At 64.8% G+C, this 20783-nt stretch carries 20 protein-coding genes; 9 read left to right on the top strand and 11 right to left on the bottom strand.

Going from position 1 to position 20783, the window contains the following annotated elements:
* Nucleotides 1-20 precede the first annotated feature (20 nt).
* Nucleotides 21-977 (bottom strand): alpha/beta hydrolase, encoded by a 957-nt coding sequence (locus JQ507_04440; protein ID QRI73174.1) that lies wholly within the window; start codon nt 975-977, stop codon nt 21-23.
* Between the two features lie 393 nt (nt 978-1370).
* On the opposite strand from JQ507_04440, the gene JQ507_04435 reads away from it, so the two are divergent.
* The gene (locus tag JQ507_04435) at nt 1371-1547 is read left to right on the top strand and encodes a hypothetical protein (protein ID QRI70783.1); all 177 of its coding nucleotides are present in this window, start codon (nt 1371-1373) and stop codon (nt 1545-1547) included.
* 85 nt (nt 1548-1632) lie between these two features.
* Here JQ507_04435 and JQ507_04430 read toward each other — a convergent pair whose 3' ends face one another.
* Together JQ507_04430 and ykgO are read right to left on the bottom strand one after the other, a co-directional pair.
* Nucleotides 1633-2289, bottom strand: coding sequence for a tetratricopeptide repeat protein (locus JQ507_04430; protein ID QRI70782.1), 657 nt, complete (start codon nt 2287-2289; stop codon nt 1633-1635).
* A 104-nt stretch (nt 2290-2393) separates the two neighbouring features.
* Complete coding sequence (ykgO, locus tag JQ507_04425) at nt 2394-2519, bottom strand: type B 50S ribosomal protein L36 (protein ID QRI70781.1); 126 nt, start codon at nt 2517-2519, stop codon at nt 2394-2396.
* A 457-nt stretch (nt 2520-2976) separates the two neighbouring features.
* Between ykgO and JQ507_04420 the strand changes: the two genes are divergently transcribed.
* The 3 genes from JQ507_04420 (at nt 2977) to JQ507_04410 (ending at nt 5143) form a co-directional block, all read left to right on the top strand.
* Nucleotides 2977-3861: an amidohydrolase gene (locus tag JQ507_04420; protein QRI70780.1), complete on the top strand. Its 885-nt coding sequence runs from the start codon at nt 2977-2979 to the stop codon at nt 3859-3861.
* Between the two features lie 66 nt (nt 3862-3927).
* On the top strand, nt 3928-4671 hold the full coding sequence (locus JQ507_04415) for a haloacid dehalogenase type II (GenBank protein ID QRI70779.1): 744 nt from the start codon (nt 3928-3930) through the stop codon (nt 4669-4671).
* 4 nt (nt 4672-4675) lie between these two features.
* Entirely contained in the window at nt 4676-5143 is a 468-nt protein-coding gene (locus JQ507_04410) for a YbaK/EbsC family protein (protein ID QRI70778.1), read from the top strand.
* A 3-nt stretch (nt 5144-5146) separates the two neighbouring features.
* Here the strand turns inward: JQ507_04410 and JQ507_04405 are convergent, their stop codons facing one another.
* The 3 genes from JQ507_04405 to JQ507_04395 form a co-directional block, all read right to left on the bottom strand.
* Nucleotides 5147-5515: a hypothetical protein gene (locus JQ507_04405; GenBank protein QRI73173.1), complete on the bottom strand. Its 369-nt coding sequence runs from the start codon at nt 5513-5515 to the stop codon at nt 5147-5149.
* Nucleotides 5516-5841: 326 nt separating this feature from the next.
* Nucleotides 5842-8289: a hypothetical protein gene (locus JQ507_04400; GenBank protein QRI70777.1), complete on the bottom strand. Its 2448-nt coding sequence runs from the start codon at nt 8287-8289 to the stop codon at nt 5842-5844.
* A 186-nt stretch (nt 8290-8475) separates the two neighbouring features.
* Nucleotides 8476-9390, bottom strand: a complete 915-nt coding sequence (locus tag JQ507_04395) for a LysR family transcriptional regulator (protein ID QRI70776.1) — start codon at nt 9388-9390, stop codon at nt 8476-8478.
* 125 nt (nt 9391-9515) lie between these two features.
* On the opposite strand from JQ507_04395, the gene JQ507_04390 reads away from it, so the two are divergent.
* The gene (locus JQ507_04390) at nt 9516-10214 is read left to right on the top strand and encodes a pirin family protein (protein QRI70775.1); all 699 of its coding nucleotides are present in this window, start codon (nt 9516-9518) and stop codon (nt 10212-10214) included.
* Nucleotides 10215-10300: 86 nt separating this feature from the next.
* Nucleotides 10301-10900, top strand: a complete 600-nt coding sequence (gene wrbA / locus JQ507_04385) for an NAD(P)H:quinone oxidoreductase (GenBank protein ID QRI70774.1) — start codon at nt 10301-10303, stop codon at nt 10898-10900.
* A gap of 118 nt (nt 10901-11018) precedes the next feature.
* Here the strand turns inward: wrbA and JQ507_04380 are convergent, their stop codons facing one another.
* From JQ507_04380 to JQ507_04370, 3 genes are all read right to left on the bottom strand, one after another.
* The gene (locus JQ507_04380) at nt 11019-11687 is read right to left on the bottom strand and encodes a hypothetical protein (protein QRI70773.1); all 669 of its coding nucleotides are present in this window, start codon (nt 11685-11687) and stop codon (nt 11019-11021) included.
* 363 nt (nt 11688-12050) lie between these two features.
* Entirely contained in the window at nt 12051-13232 is a 1182-nt protein-coding gene (locus JQ507_04375; GenBank protein QRI70772.1) for a GNAT family N-acetyltransferase, read from the bottom strand.
* A 36-nt stretch (nt 13233-13268) separates the two neighbouring features.
* Nucleotides 13269-14216: a hypothetical protein gene (locus JQ507_04370; GenBank protein ID QRI70771.1), complete on the bottom strand. Its 948-nt coding sequence runs from the start codon at nt 14214-14216 to the stop codon at nt 13269-13271.
* 326 nt (nt 14217-14542) lie between these two features.
* Here JQ507_04370 and JQ507_04365 point away from each other — a divergent pair, with 326 nt between their 5' ends.
* Entirely contained in the window at nt 14543-14815 is a 273-nt protein-coding gene (locus JQ507_04365) for a hypothetical protein (protein ID QRI70770.1), read from the top strand.
* On the opposite strand, the gene JQ507_04360 is transcribed toward JQ507_04365, so the two are convergent.
* Nucleotides 14761-15360, bottom strand: a complete 600-nt coding sequence (locus tag JQ507_04360) for a DUF1080 domain-containing protein (GenBank protein ID QRI70769.1) — start codon at nt 15358-15360, stop codon at nt 14761-14763. The genes JQ507_04365 and JQ507_04360 overlap by 55 nt on opposite strands.
* A gap of 252 nt (nt 15361-15612) precedes the next feature.
* Between JQ507_04360 and JQ507_04355 the strand changes: the two genes are divergently transcribed.
* Together JQ507_04355 and JQ507_04350 are read left to right on the top strand one after the other, a co-directional pair.
* Nucleotides 15613-16050, top strand: a complete 438-nt coding sequence (locus JQ507_04355; protein QRI73172.1) for a cupin domain-containing protein — start codon at nt 15613-15615, stop codon at nt 16048-16050.
* Nucleotides 16051-16114: 64 nt separating this feature from the next.
* Entirely contained in the window at nt 16115-16456 is a 342-nt protein-coding gene (locus JQ507_04350; GenBank protein ID QRI70768.1) for a hypothetical protein, read from the top strand.
* Here JQ507_04350 and JQ507_04345 read toward each other — a convergent pair.
* On the bottom strand, nt 16430-20545 hold the full coding sequence (locus JQ507_04345; protein QRI70767.1) for a GAF domain-containing protein: 4116 nt from the start codon (nt 20543-20545) through the stop codon (nt 16430-16432). The genes JQ507_04350 and JQ507_04345 overlap by 27 nt on opposite strands.
* Nucleotides 20546-20783 lie beyond the last annotated feature (238 nt).

Genomic DNA, 20783 nt, shown 5'->3' with positions numbered 1-20783 from the left:
GCGCGGCGACTACGTAGCAGCTATTGTGCCGTCATAATGTCCCGCGTCATCCGGCCGGCCATCGCCTCGATCTCGGAGGCCACCAGGTCGGGCGCGGCGTACTGCACCATGTGGCCGACACCGGGCAACACGATGAGCTTTGCCTGTGGCGCCGTCGCGGCGAGCAACCGCGAATGGATGCCGGTCGTGACCGTCTTGTCGACGTCGCCGGAAACGATCGATAGCGGCGCCTTGATCTCCGCATAGCGCGGCGCCTGCTCGACGACGGCGGCCTTCAGCGTGACGAGGTCGCGCGCGTTTGCGATGAATTCGCGCGGGCGCAGCAACAGCAATGTCGCGCTGTCGCGGACGAAATCGTCAGGCATCGGCTGCGGGGCGAACACACCGCTCGCGCCCGAACTGGCGACGAGGAGGCCCAGCGGCAGCGTGATCGTGTGGGCCAGCAACGGCCCGATCAGCGGCGTCGAGATCACATCGTTATAGCGGCCTGCGCCGCCCCGCCAGGGATAGGCGACCGGGGCGAGCAGTACGAGGCCCGCGACGCGGTCCGGATGATCGAGCGCGATGCGCAACGCGAGCGCGCCGGCCCAGGAATGTGCCACCACGATCGCCCGGTCGACGCCGAGCCTGGTCAGCGTCTCCACGATCATCCGGCCCTGGATCGCCGGCGTTGAATCCTCAACGCGCTCGCGCGTGCTCCAGCCGTGCCCCGGCCGATCGATCAGGATCACCCGGCGCGTCTTGGCAATGCGCTCGCCGAGGGGCTGCATCGCGCGGAGATTGGAGCTTGCGCCATGCAGCATCACGATCGGCGGCCCCGCGGCATCGCGCGGGCCGAGCTCGACCACATGCAGCCGCGCGCCGGCCACATCGATCATGCGGCCCTGCGGCGGAAAGGCGCGCTGGATCAGCACCACGCCGATCTGCGTCGCCAGGGCCAGCGCCAGCCCTGCGGTCGCCAGCGCGATGATCGCGATCAACATCGAGGGGATCCAGAGGCGCTTGGGTACCAGAAGGACGGGTATTCGAAGGGTTTTCGCCACCCGGAAGTTACGGGGTGGCCGACGTCAGGTTTCGCCCGGTACCGGATTGGGGCCCTGCCCGGGCATGCTCTGGTTCGGAAAGCCAATTGTCGATTTTCCGGCTCACGGGCAGGCACGGAGTTGTCCACAATGCGCCCAGCCTGTGGATAGCGGGTTCATACCTGCGTCATTAGTAATTTCATAGATTGAAGGTGGCAATTTCGCCATCAGACGCGAGGCTTCATCCAGAACCGGGACGCTACCGGAACACTTCTTGGCTTATCCACGAGGTTCACAGGAACCCGCGTCCGCACGACGAGTTCAACGGGAAGTAATCGGAGGAGTACCATGATTTCCGACCCTAGCGATGCGGCCATCGACCAGATCGTGGCGAGTTGCAATGGTGACCTGCGCGGCGCCCTGAAGGCGCTGTTGCTCGTGAATGAGCACCTGGAGGCGGAGCTTCAGCAATTCTATGCTGCCGTCGCCCAGGACAATGCGTCCCGCGGCAAGTTCCTGCACTAGTCTCCTGCGCCGGACCGTATCGCGAGCAAGCATCAAGCTCGCGAGTAACGTGCCTCTCGGGTCCGTTGCAATCAACCGCACGCCATCAGATGTCGCGGCCTTCGACCTTCTCGGTCAGCTGCTTGACGATCTGCGGCACCTTCTCGAGATAGGGATCGACAGCCAGCGCCTTGCGGAAGGCGTCCAGCGCGCGCTTGTCGTCGCCCATGTCCTGCATGATCATACCGACACCCGCCAGCGCGCCGAAATGCCGAGGCTCACGGGTCAGTACCTGCTGCAGATCCCCCAGCGAACGGACATAATCGTTCTTCAGGTAGTAGATCGTCGCACGCCGGTTCCAAGCCTCGACATAATCAGGCCGCAGTTTGATCACCGCGTCCAGCAGCTTCAAAGCGACATCGACATTCTGGGCGTCGAGCGCAGCCTTGGCGCGCACCATCAATAGCGCGGCGGTATCGCTCGGAGTTTGCAGCCACAGCGCCCAGATCCGCGCCTCGACGTGGCGGGCGCTGTCTTCATCGGGCGCGGCCTTCAGGGCGCCGAACAGGAAATCCAGCCCGCGGGTGCGGTCGGCCGGAACCTTCGGCAGCTTGGTCGGCGCCTCCGGCAGTTTCTTCTGGGCCTTCGGCGGCGGGATCACCCGCGGATCGTCCTGCGCGGCGGCCGCGACAGGCATGGCCAGAAGCGCGGCGATCAGGATCGCCAGCCGGCGGTTGGTGGGGCCAAAAACGTTTAATCCCATCGCCGAAGTCTAGACGCACAAAGCCGCACTGCAAAGCAGCGCGGCGTCAAAGACCTGTGAAAGAGACGAATTGGGACCGGCGCAACACGCCGGTCCGCGCGCAATCAACCCTGGCGCGCCTTGAATCGGCGCTGGACCTTGTTGATCACGTAGACGCGGCCCTTGCGGCGGACCAGACGGTTGTTGCGATGGCGGCCGCGCAGCGACTTCAGCGAGTTACGGACCTTCATGGGACAATCCTGTTACTTCGAAAGGCCCGTGTTGGAGGCCGTACCTGATCAATGCCAATAGTTGGCAAAATGGGATTTACCCCGACAAGCGGCCTGCCGCGCGGGACGGCCGGGTTCTAAGCCATCGGACTGTTAAATGTCAACCGAGATGGGCCGATTTTCGGCCCTATCCCGGCCTGGAGCCCACGTCCGCCACTCGGCCATGCCATTGAGATCGCTTCGGAAACGGCGGGCACAACGATTGTGGCGCCGCGGCCCGTGCCGCCGGCTGACCCTGACGCCGGCTACACGACCGGCGAATCGTGCTTGCGGGCCGGGCCCGGACCCATCTTTACGGACTTTTCCGGCCGAACCGGATCAGTCCGCAACCGCCCGCCCATCAACCAGACCGCTTGCGAAAATCGTTATATCATATAATTATTTTCCATCACCAACAAACACGCCGCCGGGAATCCGCATGCCCAAGCTCAAACTGCCCGACATCGAAAAGGTCACCGCGATCGACATCCATACCCACGCCGAAGAGCCGTGCGGCATGCATGGCGACGACGGCTATGACGATTTCCAGGCGCAGATGGCCGACTATTTCAAATCGCCGCACAAGCATCCGCCGACCGTGCCGGAGACCGCCGCCTACTACCGGTCGAAGAACATCGCCGCGGTGATCTTCCCGGTCGATGCCGAACGCGAGACCGGCTTCCGCCGCTACAAGAACGAGGAGATGCTGGAGATTGCCTCCGACCATCTCGACGTGCTGATCCCGTTCGTCTCGATCGATCCGCACAAGGGCAAGCTCGGCGTCCGCGAGGCGCGCAAGCTGATCGAGGACTACGGCGTCCGCGGCTTCAAATTCCACCCGACCATGCAGGGCTTCTACGCCAACGACCGTATGGCCTATCCGCTCTATGAGGCGATCAATGACGGCGGCGCGATCGCGCTGTTCCACACCGGCCAGACCGGCGTCGGCTCCGGCATGCCGGGCGGGATGGGGATGCGGCTGAAATATTCCAACCCGATGTACATGGACGACGTCGCGGCGGATTTTCCCGACCTCAAGATCATCCTCGCGCATCCCTCCTTCCCCTGGCAGGAAGAGGCGCTGTCGGTCGCGACCCACAAGCCGAACGTCTATATCGACCTGTCCGGCTGGTCGCCGAAATATTTCCCGCCGATCCTGGTGCGCTACATCAACTCGATCCTGCAGGACAAGATGCTGTTCGGCTCCGACTGGCCCGTCATCACGCCGGACCGTTGGCTCGCCGATTTTGCAAAACTCGATATCCGCGAGGAGATCCGCCCCAAAGTCCTGAAGGCCAATGCGCGCAGGATTTTGGGTATATAAGGCGGTCCCTGCACCGCGCCCTCGGCGTCCCGATCGCGCGGCGGTCGGGACGAAGGGGTAACGACAATGAGCATCAAGGCAATCGTCTTCGACGCCTATGGCACGCTCTACGACGTGCAGTCGGTCGCCGATGTCACCGAGGATGCGTTCCCCGGCTATGGCGACATCATCACCCAAATCTGGCGCATCAAGCAGCTCGAATATTCCTGGCTGCGCTCGCTGATGCGGCGCTACCAGGACTTTGCCACGGCGACGCGCGACTCGCTCGCCTACACGCTGCGCTGCCTCGGCCTGCAATATGACGAAGCGACCTTCTCCCGCATCATCGACAAGTATCAGCATCTGGCGCTGTATCCGGATGCCCTCGCCGCGCTCGAGGCGATGAAGGACAAGAAGCTCGCGATCCTCTCCAACGGCAGCCCCGACATGCTGAACGCGCTGGTGCGCAATTCAGGGCTCGACCGCCTGCTCGATGCGACCATCAGCGTCGATGCCCACAAGGTGTTCAAGCCGGCGCCGGAGGCCTACACCCTGATCGAGGAGGTGTTGAATGTGCCGCCGGCGGAGGTCTTGTTCATTTCGTCCAATCCGTGGGACGCTTGCGGTGCCAAGGCGTTTGGACTCAGTGTCGCCTGGATCGAGCGGGTGACGCCGGAATCGATGGCGCTGGCCTGTGTCGAGAGCGAGACGGTCGCCCCATTGACGATGTTTTGGGCGTTGCGTACCCAGATGGACGAGCTCGGCGTCGTGCCCGATCACCGGATCCACGGTCTCTCCGAACTTCCTGCCCTGGTGTCTGCAAGGTCCTAATAGAATGAGCCTCGAGTCTGTGCGCGCCTTCTTCGCCGAGAAAGCGCCCGATATCTCCGTGATCGAATCCGCCGTGAGCTCCGCGACCGTCGCGCTGGCCGCGGAGGCCTATGGCGTCGAGCCGGCGCGGATCGCCAAGACGCTGAGCCTGCGGGTCGGCGATCGCGTGGTGCTGATCGTCGCCGCCGGGACGTCGCGGATGGACAACAAGAAGGTGAAGGCAGCTTTCGGCGGCAAGCCGAAGATGCTCGGCGTCGACGAAGTCGCTGACATTACCGGCCACGAGGTCGGCGGCGTCTGCCCGTTCGGCCTGAAGACGCCGCTGCCGGTCTATTGCGATGTCTCGCTGAAGGCATTCGACGTCGTGGTGCCGGCCGCGGGCTCGACCCACAGCGCGGTGCGGATCACGCCCGACAGGATGGCGGAGCTGACCGCGGCTGAATGGGTCGATGTCTGCGAAGTAAGGCCTTAGGGGTTAGTCCTCATCATCGGGCGCGGGCCGCGGCGGTGCGGCCGGAGCCGGCTGGATCGGCTGCGGCGTGCGCGGCCGTTGCTGCATCTCCGGATGCTGCAATGCGCGCCCCTGGGTTTGCGGCTGCTGCGCGCTGGCATTGGACTCGAATACAGCGCGACAGCCGCTCGAGAGTTGCGGCGTGTTCTGCCGCAGGCAGGCGACGATCCGGTTGGTGTCGGGAATCTGGTCGCCACAGAGCCGCCACACATCCGGCGTGCACGCCATCTGCTGTTCCCAGGTTCCGCGATACTCCTGCGACGACGCAGGCGCCGCAGCGCCAAGGCCGCCGATCGCGATCGCCATGCTCAGAACAATCCGCTGCGTCTGCATGCCCGGTGCCCTTGTTCGATTTGAGTTCGATCTGATCCGCGCACGCGCGGGGTTCCGCGCGGCGATTTGCTTCAGGCTGGCAAATGAATGCGGCCAAGGATCGTTGCAAGGAACGACGTTGCGGACAACTAAATGTGAAGGCCAACGGGTTGAGGTTCCCGATTCGACCTTACCGACCTTCTTCACCGCCGCGATCAAGCGCGCTGTCGTCTGCAACGAATTTTGAGATCTTCCGCGCAGCCACATGCTTGCGAACGAGCTGCGGCGTCGAAGGCCTCGATCACCTTCGACGCTGCTACGACATCGGCCGTCGCTAGCGGCAGATCCTAGTGCTTGCGCGACGCCTTGCGTGTCTTTGCGATCGACCGCTTCCTGGTTGCGCCGTGCTTGGTCGCGGTCTTCTTGCTGGCGGCTGCGCGGCGGACCGGAGTAGCCGCAGCCGGACGCTTGCGCGCCACAGCCTTCTTGGCTGTTCTCCTCGCCGTATTCCTGGCCGTGTTTTTGGCAGCCTTCTTGGCTGCCTTCTTCGCGGCTGACGGGCGCGCAGGTCGCGCCGACGTCGCATTCCGGCGCCGCGCTCCGCCGCCACCGACCGGCACGATGTGATCGTCGGCATCCAGCGTGAGCTGCTGGAGCGGATACGCCGGCAGGAAGCTCGGATCGTTGTAGAGCTTGCTCAGGCTGCCCTGGTCGAACTTGCCGCCCTGCCCGCGATCTTCGCCCGCACCGGCGCGCCAGGCCGCTTCCCAGACTCTCGCAAGCGTCTTGGCACCGTCCTGCATGCAGGCCGCCGTGGCATCCTTCAGCTTCGACCACATCGCGTCGACCTGGCCGCTGCCCATATGGGAATTGAACAGGTTGACGATCGTCATCGGCGGCAGCCGCTTCACGGTGCGCTGCATCAGCGCGACCACGGCGACCGCAGCGTCGCGGCCGGTGGGCGTTGCACCCGGAGCAATCTCCGCGACATCGGCGGTTTTGGCGTCGGGGATCATCTTGATGAGATCCTTGCCGTGACGGCCGATCATCGTGGTCTCGTACACGCTGTGGACCTTGGCGTGCTTCTTGTCGTTCGGATCGAGACCGTGGTGGAACTGCGAGATGTGCAGCGGCTGGCAGGCATCGCCGATGTAGTGCGCAACGATGCCCGCGGCGCAGACGAATTCCAGCTTCTTGTTGGCGGCGGCATACTCGACCATCTCGTCGAAGATCTGCCAGACCCGGAACGGCAGCGCGCCGCGCCGGTCCTCGCCGATCCCGTCGTAATAGTCGTTCCAGACCTTCGGATCGACGTTGCGCGTCGATTCGGCGCAGAGGTCGAGCAGCGTCTTGCCGTCCTTGCCCGGCTTGTCCATGTCGGCGAAATGGTTGCTCTCGTCGGTGTGCCGGGTGAAGCGCCAGACCAGGTCGGCGACATCGGCCAGCGGCGCGAACGTGCCGTGCTGATACGGCTTGAGGTCGGCAAGCAGCTTGTCGTCGAGGCCGATATTGTCGGAATTGGCGTCCATCATGGCCGCGAGCTTGGGCAGCTTTGCAGCGATCAAACCAGTCGCGTAGGCGCCGATCTTGACGTGTCCCCATTCGCCCCAATACTCGGTGTGGCCGGCGTTCCAGTCGCCGATCAGTTCGACATCGAGCTCGCGGCACAGCGTCGACATGCAGATGCCGAGCGCGACCTGCATCGGGACCTTACCGCCCGATCCGAACAATTCCTGGCCGCCCCATTCGAGCGCCAGGGGATTGAGGATGCGCGCGCCGCTCGCATTTTTCGGCGCATCGTGATCGTCGAGAAACCACACCGTGCCGGAATCGCCGGGATAGTTGTTGAGCGGCGTGTCGCCATCACGCGGGCCGATCACGAAATCGCTGACATATTCCAGGCCGCCGACGGTCTTGTAGCGATAGAACAGGCCAAGGATCTTGCCCTTCATCACGCCGCTGATTGCGCCGAACGCAATCAGCGGCTGGTCGATGATGTCGAGGCGGAAGGTGCCGACGTTGAGATCGACGACGTCGCCGACCTGGCCGACGCCGTAGATCTGCGCGGTCCAGCCCTTGACGTCGTCGACACGGATCAATCCGGCATCGAGATTGGCCACCACGCGCGAGCCGGGCCAGCCGGGATAGACCTCGCAGAAGGCGCGCTTGCCGAGCTGCAGCGTGTCGCTGACGCCGAGACGCCGGTCGGTGTTCTTGAAACCGGCGAAGATCTCGCGTCCGGCCGCGCCGACCACGTGGCGGTTGGAGAGGGCAAACACGGTCTCGCCATTGGTGACGAGACAGCCGATCGAGCCGCGATGGATCTTGCCCTGGATCATGGTCTGGACCGGAAAGCCGCCGCCGACCAGATCGCTCTTGAACACCGGCGGATCGACGACGCCGGGGCTGCGCTCGTTCGGATCGACCTTGACGACACAGGTCGGCACGACACGACCGTCAGGCAAATACAGGAACGGCGGCACCAGCTGGTCCTGCTTCTCCGGATGGTTCTTCAGCTCGGAGCGCTTCATCCAGTCCCGCACGAAGACGAGGATGCAGGGCCACGACCAGTCCTTGACCGACGAATTGAACAGCGTGCGCGGTCCGAGCGCCTGCGGCTTGGAATGGTGCCGCCGTTCCGTCGCGTTACGGTCGCTGTCCCGGATCAGATAGCGGCCGATCGCCGTCGCATAGACCGATTGCAGATGGGCCAGATGAACGTGATAGGCCTCGCGGGCATCGAGCAGGTCCTTCACCGACAATGACGTGAAATCGTGCTTGGTCAGATCAATCATCTGGCTCCTCCGAAAATGCTCTTTGCGGCAACACCGGTTCAGGACGCAGAAATAGACGATCGCGTCGGGTCACGATCATGGGTTAGTTCACAGAACTTATACAATTTAAAAGGGATGACACGAATGTGACGGGTCGTGCGGCCTTCAGCCTGCGCGCGACTTGATGATTCCGCTGTGCGCCGCCCTCTACTTCCGCTGAGCGCGGCCCTTTGCAAAATGCTTGGCGAGGAAATCCGCGAGCACTTCGACGCGGGCGGGCCGCGGGCCGCCGGGCGGGGTGACGAGATGCACCGCGCCCTCGGGCTGCTTCCAGCCTTTCAGGATCACCTCGACCTCGCCACGTGCGATCGCGTCGCCGACGATGAAATCGGGCAGATCGGCGATACCGAGGCCGGCGAGCAGCGCGGGTATCACGGCTTCGCCGTTGTTGACGCGCAACTGGCCGGCCGGACGGACGCTTGCCTGCTCGCCCGCCGCGTTGGTGTATTGCCAGACGCCCTGGGTCGAGAGATAGGCGTAACCGAAACATTTGTGCTCGGCGAGATGCATCGGATGGGTCGGCCGCCCGTAGCGCTTCAGGTAGGAGGGCGCGGCCACCGTGTAGCGCGGCATGCCGCACAGCCGCCGCGCGATCAGCGAGGAATCCGGCAGCCGCGCAATGCGCAGTCCGGCATCGAAGCCCTCGCCGATCAGGTCGACGGTCGCGTCGCTCAGATGCAGGTCGATCGCGACCTCCGGATAGGCCTCCATGAATTCCGGCAGCAGCGGCGCCACCGTCTTGATGCCGAAGCTCATCGGCACCGCGAGCCTCACCAGGCCACGCGGCGTGGTCGATTGCGCCAGCGCCTCGTTCTCCGCGGCCTCGCCGTCGGCAAGCAGCCGTGCCGCGCGCTCCGACAATTTCTGGCCGGCATCGGTCAGCGCCAGCCGCCGCGAGGTGCGGTTGAACAGCCGCGCGCCGAGCCGCTCCTCAAGCCTGGAGACCGCCTTCGACACCGTCGCCTTGGACAGCGACAGCTCGGTCGCGGCGGCCGCAAACGACCGCAATTCCACGACTTTTGCGAAGATCGCGAGCGCCTCGAAGTCCGGCAGTTTCGACATGGCAGCGGCCCCGATCATTCAATTTGGAAACAATGAGTTTCAATAGTTTCTATTTCTATACCACAGCCGGGGGCATATCCAAGGGGCCAACGAGATCGAAACCAACGCATCGAACGGAGCAAACCATGATCGAACTGAAACCATTCGCAAAGCTGGGCGGCGCCGACCACGGCTGGCTGAAGGCCAAGCACCACTTCTCGTTTGCGAGCTACTACGATCCCGCCAATGTCAGCCACGGCGCGCTGCGGGTGTGGAACGACGACGAGATCGCGCCCAATTCCGGCTTCCCGGCGCATCCGCACGCCAACATGGAGATCATCACCTATGTTCGCGAAGGCGCGATCACGCATCAGGACTCGCTCGGCAACAAGGGACGCACCGAAGCCGGCGACGTGCAGGTGATGAGCGCAGGCAGCGGCATCCGTCACTCCGAATACAATCTGGAGCCGTCGAAGACCAAGATCTTCCAGATCTGGATCGAGCCGACGACGCAAGGCGGTCAGCCGACCTGGGGATCGAAGCCGTTCCCGAAGGCGAACCGCTCCGGCAAGCTCGTCACCATCGCCTCCGGTATCGAAGGCGACGATGATGCGCTGCCGATCCGGGCCAATGCGCGGGTGCTCGCCACCACGCTGAAGGCCGGCGAAAGCGCCGAATACGCCGCCGACAAGGCCCGTCACCTTTATCTGGTGCCGGCGGCCGGCAGCATCGAGGTCAACGGCGTGCGCGTCAATGCGCGCGACGGAGCCGCGATCCGCGATGAAGCCACTCTGAAGATCACCGCGCTTGAGGATGCCGAGCTCGTCCTGGTCGACGCGGCATAATCACTCTCACCCTGCATGCGCGGACAGACGTCCGCGCATGCTCCCCCTCCGAAACATCTCCCACTAGCAACCCAAAGGAGGCCATCATGGCCAAGGTCCTCGTTCTCTATTACTCCGCTTACGGTCACATCGAAGCAATGGCGAATGCCGTTGCGGAAGGCGCACGCGAAGCCGGCGCTACCGTCGACATCAAGCGCGTGCCCGAGCTGGTGCCCGCCGAAGTCGCCAAGGCGTCGTATTACAAGCTCGACCAGGCCGCGCCGATCGCCAAGATTGACGACCTCGCCAATTACGATGCGATCATCGTCGGCACCGGCACCCGGTTCGGCCGCATGGCTTCGCAGATGGCCAACTTCCTCGACCAGGCCGGCGGGCTCTGGGCCAGGGGCGCGCTGAACGGCAAGGTCGGCGGCGCCTTCACCTCGAGCGCGACCCAGCATGGCGGCCAGGAGACCACGCTGTTCTCGATCATCACCAACCTGCTGCATTTCGGCATGACCGTGGTCGGCCTCAACTACGGCTTTGCCGGACAGATGAAGCTCGACGAGGTCACCGGCGGCGCGCCCTATGGCGCCACGACGATCACCGGCGGCGACGGCAGCCGCCAGCCGAGCGAGAATGAACTCGCCGGCGCACGCTATCAGGGCCGCGCGATCGCGGAGGCTGCCAGGAAACTTCACGGCTGAGCTTCACGGCTAAGCTTTACCGTTGGGTTTCGCACCCGGCTGAATGATCATGCAATGGGGCGGCACTCCCTGGCGATTGCCGCCCTGACTGTTTTGCTGGACGCGGCGGTTCCCGGGATCATTTGCGCCATTTTCGTGATATGCCGCAGGGCCTCCTGTCGGCACAGCCCTGAGGTTTGCGATGACCAACACACAGAAGACCAGCTGGCCTGACCTGCCAATCGCGGCGTGGCGCGACAGCTGCGCGATGCTGCAGCTCTTCACCCAGATCGCCGGCAAGATCCGGCTGACGAAGTCGCCCTGGCTCAATCACTCCTGGCACGTCACGCTCTACGTCACGGCGCGCGGGCTGACGACCTCGCCGATCCCCGACGGCGACCGCACGTTCCAGATCGACTTCGATTTCATCGATCACACGCTCCGCATCTCGACCAGCGACGGCACCGAGCGGCAATTCGCGCTGGCCGGTCAATCGGTCGCGAGCTTCCACGCGGCGATCATGACCAATCTGAAAGACCTCGGAATCGACGTCGCCATTGACGAGATACCGAACGAAGTCGCCGACCCGATCCCGTTTTCGAAGGATACGCAGCACGCATCGTATGACGCGGATGCGGTGCGCAGGTTTCACCAAATCCTGGTGAACTGCGATCGCGTATTCAAGCAATTCCGGACCGGCTTTCTCGGCAAGGCGAGCCCGGTGCATTTCTTCTGGGGCAGCTTTGATCTTGCGGTGACGCGCTTCTCCGGCCGCAGGGCACCGCAGCATCCCGGCGGCGTGCCGCATCTGCCCGACGCGGTGGCGCACGAGGCCTATTCGCACGAGGTCAGCAGCGCCGGCTTCTGGCCGGGCGGCGGCGCGATCGATTATCCCGCATTCTATTCCTACGCCTACCCGGAACCCGCGGGCTATCGCAGCATGCCGGTGCGACCCGAGGCTGCATTCTTCAGCGAGGCACTGGGCGAATTCATCCTGCCCTACGACGCGGTGCGGCTGGCCGCAGACCCGGACCAGACGCTGCTCGAGTTCCTGCAATCGAGCTATGAGGCAGCAGCCATCAACGCGAACTGGGACCGTGCCGCGCTGGAATGCGCGCCGGGGCCGGCCGGGCATCGTCAGAGCGGCCTGAAGCGCGATGAGAGCAGCGGCCTAGTCGTCCTCGCGCGACGGCGTCGCCTTGCCCAGCGCCTGCTTCAGCCGCGTCGACAGCTTTGGATAATGACGCAGCGCCAGCACGGCGCGGTCGCGCAGCGCGTAAGGCTGCCCGCGCCAGCTCAGGGCGGCACCAAGATCGACCAGCGGCGTGCGCTGCGGTCCGAACCGCCGCTTGTAGCTGTAATTGCCGATCGAGAAATCGAACTCGCGCACGCCGTCCTTGTGCAGCGCTGCGATGGTGCGGTCGATGATCAACCGGCCCGGCGAACATGCCGCCCATTTCTCGCCCGCATTGCTGATCCGGAGCATGACGTAACGCGAGCCGATGCGGATACCGAGCAGCGTCGCCACCACTTCATCCCGCGTCGCAAGCGCGGTCATGACCGCAAAGCCCCGACCGGCGCCTTCGCGGACGAGGTCGCGATAGAACGCGGCGCAGTCCGCATTGCCGAGCGCGTAATTGAGCCCGAGACTATTCAGCCGCGTGCCCTGCTGCACTTCGGTGACGGACAGCAGGTCCAGCGCCTCGTCGGTATCCGCGGCGACCCTGAAGACGGCGGACCGCTCACGCGTGAACACGCGCCAGCTCCGCCCCAACTCCTTGCGAACCTTGCGGCTCAACTCGTGACGCCAGGCGTTGTGGTCATCGCCGATGGTCAACAGATTGCCGTTGACGACCGACGGTCCGATGCCGTCGAGCAGCGCCAGCGGATTGGATCGCGTCGCGAGCCTGACCGGCATCTTGCGAAAACGAATGAGATCGGCCCCGCCATGCGAATTGCGCAGCGCGGCCTGCAGATCGCGCCAGAACTGCCATGCGGCGACCTCGTCGCGCGGCGCCGCCGGGCCGAGCAATGGCGCGTTGAAATCGGTGAGGTTGAGGTCGGCGAATTCGACGATGCCGAGGCCCCCCTGCCGGCGGCGGATCAGCGGCAGCAGCGCAGCCCGCTCGCCGGTCGCGGCATCGCTGACGACGGCGATCAGCGGCTCGACGCCGTCGGTCGACGCGAACGCCCGGTACCACGACGCATACCATTGCGGATGCTGGAACGCGGTGAGCGGCTCGAACGCGCCCCAGCGGGCGGCGGCCTGCGCCCAATCGAAAACCAGTTCGACGCGATAGCCGACCGCGTACGAAGCGACCTGCGCTCCGAATTTCTCAACCGCTGTCGTCAACACTGTCATTCCAGCACCCGCAACCGGCAAGTTCGCTTACGCTGCCACCAACGCCGCCTTGGGCAGGTCGATGATCTTGCCGAGATCGCTCTCGTCGAGGCGGAAGTCGATCGCACGCCGCACAGCGCATTCGTGCTTCACCCACCTGCCGGCGCGCAGCAGCTTCTGCATCACCTGCTTGGCGAAGAAGACCGGACCGCGGATGCTCCGGCTGCGCGGCGCGTAGCCGAAGCGATGACGCAGCATGCCGTTGGCGAGATGCAGGATCTGGGCACGGCGGATGTCGTCGTTGACATACGAGATCGCCATCGAGATGTTGACCGTGTCGAGGTTCTCGACGCGGTGTGGCGCATTGAGCGGCCAGCTCAGCATCTGTCCCGGCTCGAGATCGATCACCTGCGCATGCCAGTCGTACCAAGGCTCGTAGGGGATATCGACCTCGACGCCGAACAGCGCAATGTTCTCGAGATGCTCGGGCCGGATAAACGGCTGCGTGTTGGGATAGATGTAGACGCGCTTGCGGCCGGCGATCTGGACCAGACCCTGCCCCGGCAGATCGGCGTGGTAATAGACCTGCGCATCGGGCGACGAAATCAGGATGTCGGCCTGATGGGTCGGCGCGTCGAACCCGGGAACCTTGGCCGCGATCTCGCCGAACATTCGCTCGATCATGTCGCGGTAGCGGCGGTCGATCGCGGTGACGTTGCGCAGGTTCAGCCACAGGCCGCCGCGCGAAATCGCCTCGATCACCTGATGGCCGCGCAGCTTGCCGATCTCGCCCTCGCGCCAGACGCGGCTCGATCCCTTGGCGCCGGTCGTGACCAGGCTGTAATGCTCGCGCGGATGATGCTCGATCAGCTTGGCGAGATCGTCCATCGAGAACGCCGGCTGCTTGTGAATGGTGTGCTCGAGCCGGATCGGTTGACGGCTCCAGAGCCTGGAATGGTTGTCATCCCAATTGGTGAAGATCTTGCCCGTCGTCATGCTCGCGCTCCTGGCGGCTGCGCCGTTTCGCTTCATCCGATGTCCCGTTCCGGGACGAGCCGGCAGCTCTTGAGCAGGGATTGGCAAGAACGGTGCCGCCGCGTGCGCGCGCGGGGTTACCGAACCTAATGTCTCGCCGATATGGCTAACCGCGACGTCTCCGGACCCCGTCTCGCCAAGCCCCGCTGAGCACGATGAGTGAAAAGCCCCGATAGCGCGCGCTGTTTCTCGGCGCAGGGCAATTCACGCGCCTGCTGCAGGAGACGATCGAGAAGCTCGAACCCGGCGCGTGCGCGGCGTTAACCCTGACCCGGACCGCCGACAACGTGGCGTGCAATTTCCCGATCGTGGCCTGGAAGCGCGTGATCGCGCGGCCGCTGCTCGCGCTGCTGCTTGCCCGGCTGCGCGGCAGCAAGGTTGTCTTGATCCAGCACGAATGGGCCGGCCTCAACGGCATCCGGCGGCTGACTTATATCCCGGCGCTGTGGCTCGCCAACACCAAGCCCGGTCGCGTCGCGACCGGGCTCCTCTCGGCCTTGTTTCGTCAGAGCGGCTTGATCTGCACCTTGCGGAACTTGACCACGCCCGAACCGTATTGAAGCGCGATGTAGCCGCTGGCGTGCTTGGAATCCTGCGCGTCGACGGTCTTCTGGCCGTTCAGCGTCACGACGAAATGCGGTCCCTGCGCCGTGATCTCGTAGACGTTCCACTTGCCGGCCGCCTTCGGCATCGGATCGACTTTGCCGACATCGACGATCGCACCGGTGCCGTAGGTCGGGTCCGGCCGCTTGTCGAAGATGTTAACCTCGTAGCAGACCTTGGAATCGATCACCTTGTTGCCTTCGCAGCGGATGAACACGCCGCTGTTGGCGTCCTCGTCGGTCCAGAACTCGGCCCGGATCTGGAAGTCCTTGTACTGCGTCTTGCTGACGAGATAGGAGAGATCCTTGCCGTCGAGCTTGTCGGCGACCAGCGCGCCGTCCTTCATGGCCCAATTGGCCTTGCCGACCTCGTCCCAGTCGCCCTTCTTGGAACTGTCGAGCAGCGTGACCCAGCCGTCGTCCCCCGATGCGGTGGTAGAGAATTGCAGCGCGCCCGCGCCGATCACGAGTCCCGCCGCAAGCAACGACAGATGCTTCTTCAAGGTTATCCTCCCGTCTTTTGGTTGGCGCGCAACCTATCATTGTCTGCAGCGGCGTAAATGCGTTTTTGATGTTGCAACTGCGTTGTGTCACGGACCGATGCCGCAATTTTGAGGTCAGACATGCGTGGGCACGACTTGCCCGGCGCAAGCGGGCGCGATTAGCATCATGCGACATACGGGCGCAGCAGTTGCCCGAGCCAATTGATCTGGGAGCATACGATGACGGCGTCGAACCGGTCCTGGCGATACCTGATGATCCCGCTGGTCTTTGCCGGCATGCTGAGCGTGAGCTTCGCGGCCGAGCTCAATCCGGCCGCCGTCACCTACAAGCTGCCGGACCAGATTCCCTGGAGCCCGGTCGACGCGCGCGGCGCGCAGAATGCCGTCGTGGTCGGGGATCCCTCGAAGCCCGGCTTCTACATGGTCTACACCAAATGGACCAAGGGCAATCACTTCAGCCGTCCGCACTTCCACCCCAACGATCGCTACATCGTCGTGCTGAAGGGCACCTGGTGGGTGGGCTCGGGTCCGAAGTTCGATCCCGATCACGGTACCGTGGCGATGCCGGCCGGAAGCTTCGTCACCCATTTCGGCAAGCAGGTGCACTGGGACGGCGCCAAGGACGAGGATGCCGTGCTGCTGATCATGGGCGAAGGTCCGGCGACCGCGACCGAAGTGGAGGAGAAGTAGCCGACAGCCGCGTTGCGCGGGGTCGCGGCAATGCTATCATCGCGACCCTGTGGAAGGGCCTCTGATGCATCCCGCTGCCAAGCTGCAATTTGCCCGCATCGCCGACGAGTTCGCGCGCTGGCGCGCAATCCCGGAGCCGGAACGGCCGCCGGCGCCGGCGTGGTGGTGGGGACCGGCGTTCGAGCTGCGCGACGCCGCCGGCCCGCTGCCATCCAACCAGTGCCACAAACTCCGCCTGCCTGAGGGCGCGAGCTTTGCCGACGGGACTCGCGTGCTGCGCCGGACGCTGGCCGGCCAGACCGTGTTGCCCTGGCCCTACGATTTCTCGCGCAAGGTCGCATCCACCGATTCCGACGTCCGCGACCTGCCGATACAGCCGTCAGACGACAGCGCGTTTCCGCCCTAGATCCGACCCGGCCTCGTCGATCGCCTCACCGTCCAGCGACGGCTGCAACGGCGGCGACGTCAGCACCGGCGATGCCTTCAACAGCTCGGCGAGATCGCGCGGCGGCAGCGGCCGGCTGAACAGGAAGCCCTGCATCTCATCGCAGGCATGCGCGCGCAGGAACTCCCGCTGCTCGGAGGTCTCGACGCCTTCGGCCACGATCGTCATGCCGAGCGCCTTGCCCATCGAGATGATCGCCTGCGCGATCGCGACGTCCTCGGAATCATCCGGCAGGTCGCGCACGAAGGAACGATCGATCTTGATGGTGTCGATCGGGAACTGCTTCATCAGCGACATCGACGAATAGCCGGTGCCGAAATCGTCGATCGCGAGGCGAATGCCGCGGTTCTGGATCGCATCCAGCACCCGGACCGCGCGCGTCACGTTGCGCATCACCATGCTCTCGGTAACCTCGAGCTGCAGCAGCGCCGGCGACATGCCGCTCGCCGCCAGCGCCTCGTCGATGTCGTCGAGCAGATGCGGGTCGCCGAACTGCCGCGGCGACAGGTTGACCGCCATGGTCACCGCCTTGAGGCCGCGGTGCTGCCACGCCATGTTCTGTGCGCAGGCTTCCTTCAGCACCCAGCGGCCGATCGGCACGATCAGCCCGATCTCCTCGGCGAGCGGAATGAACTGCCCCGGCGACACCTTGCCGAGCTCGGGATGGGTCCAGCGCAGCAGCGCTTCGACGCCGCTGATCTCACCGCTCGCCATGTCGACCTTGGGCTGATAGTCGAGCGAGAACTGCTCGCGCTCCAGCGCGCGGCGCAGCGCACTCTCCATGGTCAGGCGCTCGATCGACTGCGCCCTGACCTCGTTGGAGAAGAAGCGAAAGCCGTTCTTGCCGTCTTCCTTCGCGAGATACATCGCCATGTCGGCGTTCTTGGTCAGCGTCTGCACGTCGGAGCCATCGGTCGGATACATCGCGATCCCGATCGAGGCTGTAGTATGGCATTCGTGCCCGCTGAGCTGCATCGGCTGGCTGAGTGCGACCAGAAGATCGCCGGCGATGCGCTCGACGTCGCCCCGCTCGGCGGTCTCCTCCAGGATCACCACGAACTCGTCGCCGCCGAGCCGCGCGACCACGTCGCTCGCGCGCAACGACCCGCGCAGCCGTTCGGCGATCGCCACCAACAGCATGTCGCCGGCGTCGTGCCCGAGCGAGTCGTTGATCACCTTGAAGCGGTCGAGATCGATGAACAGCACCGCGAGCTGCCGGCGATGCCGATCCGCCGTCGAAATCGCGTGACGCAGCATCTCGTTGAACGTCTCGCGGTTCGGCAGATTGGTCAGGCTGTCGTGCGAGGCAAGGTATTCGATCCGCTCCTCGGCCTTGTGCTTCTCGTCGGCGCGATCGAAGCTCTCCAGCGCGAACGCCAGATTGTCGGCGAGCCGCTGCAGCAGCTCGGCAAACTCCGGCGTGAACGTGTCCTTCTCGGTCGCGACGAAGATCATGACGCCGACCGCCCGCCCGCTGACGGTCAGCGGGAACGAGGCGCCGGACTTGGTTCCGTCGAGGCGGGCCCGTTCGTGGAAAGCGGTGGTCTCGGTATCGGCAAAATAGTCGTTGATGATGCAGGCCTTGCCCGACCGGAATGCCCTGCCGCAGGCGCCGCGGCCCTCCGGGTGCGCCTCGCTGATCGAGAGCGTCACCTGGCTCGCTCCGCCGGCTGCCGGGCCTGCGATGGCGACGATCCGCAGATAGTCGCTGCCGGGCTGCGCCAGCGCGATGGTGGTCGAGGTGAATTTGCCGCCGGTCGCGGCCGCCTCGCAGACCAGCTGATAGAGCTCGGCGCGGGACTTCGCCCGCATGATCGCCTCATTGGTCGCGCTCAGCGCCGCGAACATCCGCGACAGCCGCTCCTTCTGCTCGTCGGCCCGCGCCTTTTCGTCGGCCCGGTCGAAATTGGCGAGCGCGAACGACACGTTCTCGGCGAGCCGCTGCAGCAGCGCCATCATCTCCGGGCTGAAGGTGCCGAATTCGCTGGAGAGAAACACCAGTGCGCCGATCGCCTCGCCGTCCTTGAGCAGCGGCAGCGCCGCGCCGGACTTGCTGCCGCTGTCGCGAACGATCGGATAGACATGCGATTCGGGGCCGAAGTCGCTGAGATAATCGTTGCTGATGCAGGGCCGGCGGGTGCGGATCGCAACCCCGGTCAGCGTCTGTCCTTCCGGACGCGTCGCGTCGGCCGACAACTGGACCTCGCGGGCCCGGACCCGGTCGGGCCCGGAAGCCGCCACGTTATCCAAGAAGGCCTCGCCGGGACGCACCAGGCGGATCGTGGCCGAGATGAACTGGCCGCCGACCGCCGCCGCATCGCAAACCAGATCGAACAGCTCGCTGCGGGATTTCGCCCGCATGATCGCCTCGTTGGTCGCGCTCAGCGCCGCGAACATCCGCCGCAGCCGTTCCTTCTGCTCCTCGGTGCGCGCCTTCTCGTCGGCGCGATCGAAGCTGCCGAGAGCATAGGAGACGTTGTCGGCGAGCCGTTGCAGGAGCTCGGCAAATTCGGCCGAGAAGGTGTTGCGCTTGGCGGAGATGAACAGCATCACGCCGACCGGCTCGTCGTCGACGATCAGCGGAAATGCGGCGCCCGATCGCGCGTCCTCGCGGTCGATGATTTCGCGGAACGGGCTGTCGGCCACGTCGCCCATGAAATCGTTGTTGATGCAGGCGCGGCGGGAACGTAACGCTCTGCCGCAGACGCCGCACCCTTCCGGCCGCGCCTCGCTGCGTGAGACGTTGAGGCGGCGTGCGTTCTCGGCGGTCGGACCCGCGACCGCCATCATCTCCATGAAATCGTCACCGGGTTTCGCGATCAGGATGCTGGTGGAATTGAACCCGCCGCCATGCGCGGCCGCGGCGCAGACCAACTCGAACATCTCGAGCCGCGAGCGCGCGCGCATGATCGCCTCGTTGGTCGCGCTCAGCGCCGCGAACATCCGCGACAGCCGCTCGCGCTCGGCATCGGCCTTGGCCTTCTCGGTGGCACGGCCGAAATTGTCGAGCGCAACCGAGACATTTTCGGCGATCCCCGCCAGCAGCGCGATGATCTCTTCGTCACGCGCCCAGGAATTGCCGGTGAAGAAGATCAGGACGCCGATGCTCTTGCCGAACCGGGTGAGCGGCAGCGCAACGCAGGCCATCAGACCACTGCCGCGCACCGGCGCCTGCGACTGGCTCGTCGATATCGGAATGTCGTGCTCGACGCACGGCCGCTGGGTTCGGAACGCCTCGCCGCAGATGCCCTTGCCGTAGACATTGTCCGGATCGGTCGAGAAACGCGTCTGCGTGATCAGGTCGATCGCCTCGCCGGTGCCGGCGACGGGCTCGAGCCAGTGCGTATCGGGCTCGGCGAGCAGCACCACCGTGGCGAAGGATTTGCCGCTGAACACCGCCGCGTCGCAAACCCTCTGGTAGAGATCGTGCTCAGTCTTGGCGCGAAGGATGGCTTCGTTGGTGGCGCTGATGGCACCGAACATGCGGTTGAGCCGGCGCATCGCCCGCTCACCGCTCTTGCGCGACGCCTCATGGTCGAAATTGTCGAGCGCAAAGGACACGTTCGCGGCCATGCGCTCCAGCAGCGACACGATCTCCGCGCCGAGCGAGTCGACCTCGCGGCGCGTCACCATGAAGACGCCGACGCTGCGCCCGTTGCAGACCAGCGGGATGGCGGCCGCCGCACCGACACCGGCAGCCGCGACACCGCTGCGCCAGGCCGTCGAACGGGCATCGTTGACGTAGTCGTTGCTGACGCAGGCCGCCTGCTCGCGGAACGCGCGGCCGGCGACGCCCTCTCCTTCCGGAGTGTTGGCGAGCGCGGAGATCCTGATGCTGCGCAGACGCGCGACATCGTCGCCGCAACCGGCTGCGAATCTCAGCAGACCGGTATCCGGCTCAAGCAAAAACACGGTCGCGGCCAGGAAGCTCCCGCTCGAGAACGCGGCTTCGCAGACCTTTCCGTACAGTTCTTCTGGTGATTTCGCGTACAGGATCGCTTCGTTGGTGGCATTCAACGCCGCGAATGTACGCCCGATGCTCGACTGCACGATTCCTGAAGGCCCCGCGGCCACCCCCTTCAATCCGGGGCGGAACATTGCCCGCGAGAGGCCTAAGTGATGGTTAGTGTATCCGGCAAGTTGTGAGACAAAGTAAACGGCTGACGAACGCCGGAGGCGGTTTCCCGGGATATTACGGACGCTGGTGTGCCAGCCTGAGGCGGAGGCTTGCGGGGAGTGGATTGCCGCCCTGCCGGCGCCGGCCGGGCAGCCAAATTCCGCACCGCGA

The sequence above is a fragment of the Bradyrhizobium sp. PSBB068 genome (assembly GCA_016839165.1).
Taxonomy (GTDB): domain Bacteria; phylum Pseudomonadota; class Alphaproteobacteria; order Rhizobiales; family Xanthobacteraceae; genus Bradyrhizobium.
The sequence above is the reverse complement of the archived record's forward strand: the minus strand, read 5'-3'. Positions and strand labels throughout refer to the sequence as shown.

Bases quoted from the DNA above. Each gene is read 5' to 3' on its own strand.
- JQ507_04395 (QRI70776.1), bottom strand. From the start codon at position 9,390: ATGTCGAAACTGCCGGACTTCGAGGCGCTCGCGATCTTCGCAAAAGTC.
- JQ507_04380 (QRI70773.1), bottom strand. From the start codon at position 11,687: ATGCGGCACGCCGCCGGGATGCTGCGGTGCCCTGCGGCCGGAGAAGCG.
- JQ507_04415 (QRI70779.1), top strand. From the start codon at position 3,928: ATGAGCATCAAGGCAATCGTCTTCGACGCCTATGGCACGCTCTACGAC.
- JQ507_04435 (QRI70783.1), top strand. From the start codon at position 1,371: ATGATTTCCGACCCTAGCGATGCGGCCATCGACCAGATCGTGGCGAGT.
- JQ507_04370 (QRI70771.1), bottom strand. From the start codon at position 14,216: ATGACGACGGGCAAGATCTTCACCAATTGGGATGACAACCATTCCAGG.
- JQ507_04400 (QRI70777.1), bottom strand. From the start codon at position 8,289: ATGATTGATCTGACCAAGCACGATTTCACGTCATTGTCGGTGAAGGAC.
- ykgO (QRI70781.1), bottom strand. From the start codon at position 2,519: ATGAAGGTCCGTAACTCGCTGAAGTCGCTGCGCGGCCGCCATCGCAAC.
- wrbA (QRI70774.1), top strand. From the start codon at position 10,301: ATGGCCAAGGTCCTCGTTCTCTATTACTCCGCTTACGGTCACATCGAA.
- JQ507_04390 (QRI70775.1), top strand. From the start codon at position 9,516: ATGATCGAACTGAAACCATTCGCAAAGCTGGGCGGCGCCGACCACGGC.
- JQ507_04410 (QRI70778.1), top strand. From the start codon at position 4,676: ATGAGCCTCGAGTCTGTGCGCGCCTTCTTCGCCGAGAAAGCGCCCGAT.
- JQ507_04350 (QRI70768.1), top strand. From the start codon at position 16,115: ATGCATCCCGCTGCCAAGCTGCAATTTGCCCGCATCGCCGACGAGTTC.
- JQ507_04355 (QRI73172.1), top strand. From the start codon at position 15,613: ATGATCCCGCTGGTCTTTGCCGGCATGCTGAGCGTGAGCTTCGCGGCC.
- JQ507_04430 (QRI70782.1), bottom strand. From the start codon at position 2,289: ATGGGATTAAACGTTTTTGGCCCCACCAACCGCCGGCTGGCGATCCTG.
- JQ507_04405 (QRI73173.1), bottom strand. From the start codon at position 5,515: ATGCAGACGCAGCGGATTGTTCTGAGCATGGCGATCGCGATCGGCGGC.
- JQ507_04420 (QRI70780.1), top strand. From the start codon at position 2,977: ATGCCCAAGCTCAAACTGCCCGACATCGAAAAGGTCACCGCGATCGAC.